Below are 2,149 nucleotides of genomic sequence, written 5' to 3' on the forward strand. Positions count from 1 at the left end.
CGACGTCGACAACTCCACCTTCAGCAAAGTGGTGGTCACGGTTGATCACCTGGTGTCTGGTGATCTGCTCAGCAATGCCGATGTGCTCAAGGCCCTGGCTGTTGCCGGTATCACCATTACCGAAACCGGCAGCGCCGCGGATGGCAAGGTCGTCTACACGCTGACCAGCAACTCGCCAGCCGGCAGCAGCGCGGCGGACTTCATCAAGCTGGTTGAAGCGATTACCTTCCAGGCCCCGGGCAACAATCCGGCGGGTACTGATCGCACCGTCACCATCGACGTCACCGACATCGGCGGCGGCAACCTTGACCGCGAGCCACCGGAAACCGGCAGCGCCACCGGCAAGGTCACCATCGACCTGTTCAACGATGCTCCGACTGCCTCGGCTGAGCCAGCCAGTGCCAACGAAGACCACGCCGCAACCATCGTCCTGAGTGGCGCCGACGTGGATGGCTCCGTTGCCAGCTTCGTCATCACCACCTTGCCGACCAACGGCACGCTCTACAGCGACTCGACGCTCACCACCGCCCTGAAAGTCGGTGACTCGGTACCCGCAGGTGCCGACGGCAAGGCTTCGGTGTACTTCTCGCCGACCGGCGACTGGAGCGGCAGCACTTCGCTGACCTTCACCGCCGTCGACAATGCCGGCAAACCAAGCGGCGACACCACCGCCGCAATCACCATCGCGCCAGTCACCGACACCCCGCACCTGGGCCTGCTCGGCGGCGGCGTGGTGAGCGCGATCAACTTCGACAGCGCCCCGATCAACGGCGGCTGGGGCACGGTCGCGGTTGGCGATGCCAATAACGCAGCCGGCACGGGCACCAATCCGAACACCCAATGGCTGACCGGCAACGCCGACGGCAAAGTGGAAATCGGCCAAGGCAGCGTCTACGGCGTAGAGACCCCAGGCAACAGCCCGGTCATCGAGCTGGAGAAAAACGCCGGCGACGACGCCAGCCTGTACACCATCATCAAGGCTGAAAGCGGCACTGCTTACACCATCTCGGTCGACTACTCGCCGCGTGCGGGCGCCGAGAACAACTCGGTGATCGACGTGTTCTGGGGCGGCGTCAAAGTCGGTACCCTGGACACCACCGTCGTGGGCATGAAGACCTACACCTTCACCGTGCCCGTCACCGCAGACGGTGACGCCAAGCTCGAATTCAAGGCACCGGCCGGCGACACCAACAACTCGCTTGGCGGCGTGCTGGACAACATCAGCGTGACCCAAGTGCTGAACACCGGCCTGGAAGACCACGCGATCAAGTTGTCCGCGATTGATGCTTACGCCACTGACACAGATGGTTCCGAGACGCTCAAACTGGAAATCAGCGGCATTCCGGAAGGCGCGACCATTTCCGATGGCACGCCGGGCCACAGCTTCACGGCCACGGCTGGCGTGCAAAGCATCGATATCAGCAGCTGGAACAAGGCCACACTGGTCTACAACCCGGTGCCAAACGCCAACGGCCTGGTGAACCTCACCGTTACCGCCACTGCGCAAGATGGCGATGCGACGCCGAAGTCCGAGTCGATTACGCTGCCAATCAACGTGATTGCGGTCAACGACCTGCCGGTGATTGAAGTCGTCGCAAACGACCTGGTGGAAAAACAGGTCGACGAAGGCACCGTCGCCGGTACCTTTACCGTCAGCGACGTCGAAACCCCGATTGCCGATCTGAAAGTCACCTTCACCGCCGACAGCAACAAAGACGGCTACTACACCCTCGTGGGCAACGCCGTGGTGTTGACCCTGGCGGGCGCGAACTTCGTCAATACGGGTAACAAACTGCCGGCCATTGACCTGACCGTAACCGACGCCGACAAGGGCAGCTCCCACGATGCGGCTACGCCGGGTGTGACGCTGGTCAACGATGTGCCGCTGATTGATGTAACGCCAGCCACTATCGTTGAGAACGCTGCTGAAGCGGGTACCGTTGCCGGTACCTTCAACGCACGTGACGAAGAAACCCCACGCGATGGTCTGACCGTTAGCTTCACCGCTGGCACCAACGCAGACGGCTACTACGCCATCTCCGGCAACAACGTGGTGCTGACCGCTAAAGGCGCCGAATTCGTCAACGCTGGCAACCGCTGCCGAAGATCGACCTGACTGTCACCGACGCTGGTGGCCTCAGCTCTACTG

The 2,149-nt window shown here is 62.2% G+C and carries 1 protein-coding gene; it reads left to right on the top strand.

Going from position 1 to position 2,149, the window contains the following annotated elements; genetic code table 11:
- A partial coding sequence (locus tag IQK56_RS17825; RefSeq protein WP_193901767.1) for a hypothetical protein occupies positions 1–2,116 on the top strand: 2,116 nt, incomplete at its 5' end.
- Positions 2,117–2,149: the final 33 nt, after the last annotated feature.

It is taken from the genome of Pseudomonas cyclaminis (genome assembly GCF_015163715.1).
GTDB lineage: Bacteria > Pseudomonadota > Gammaproteobacteria > Pseudomonadales > Pseudomonadaceae > Aquipseudomonas > Aquipseudomonas cyclaminis.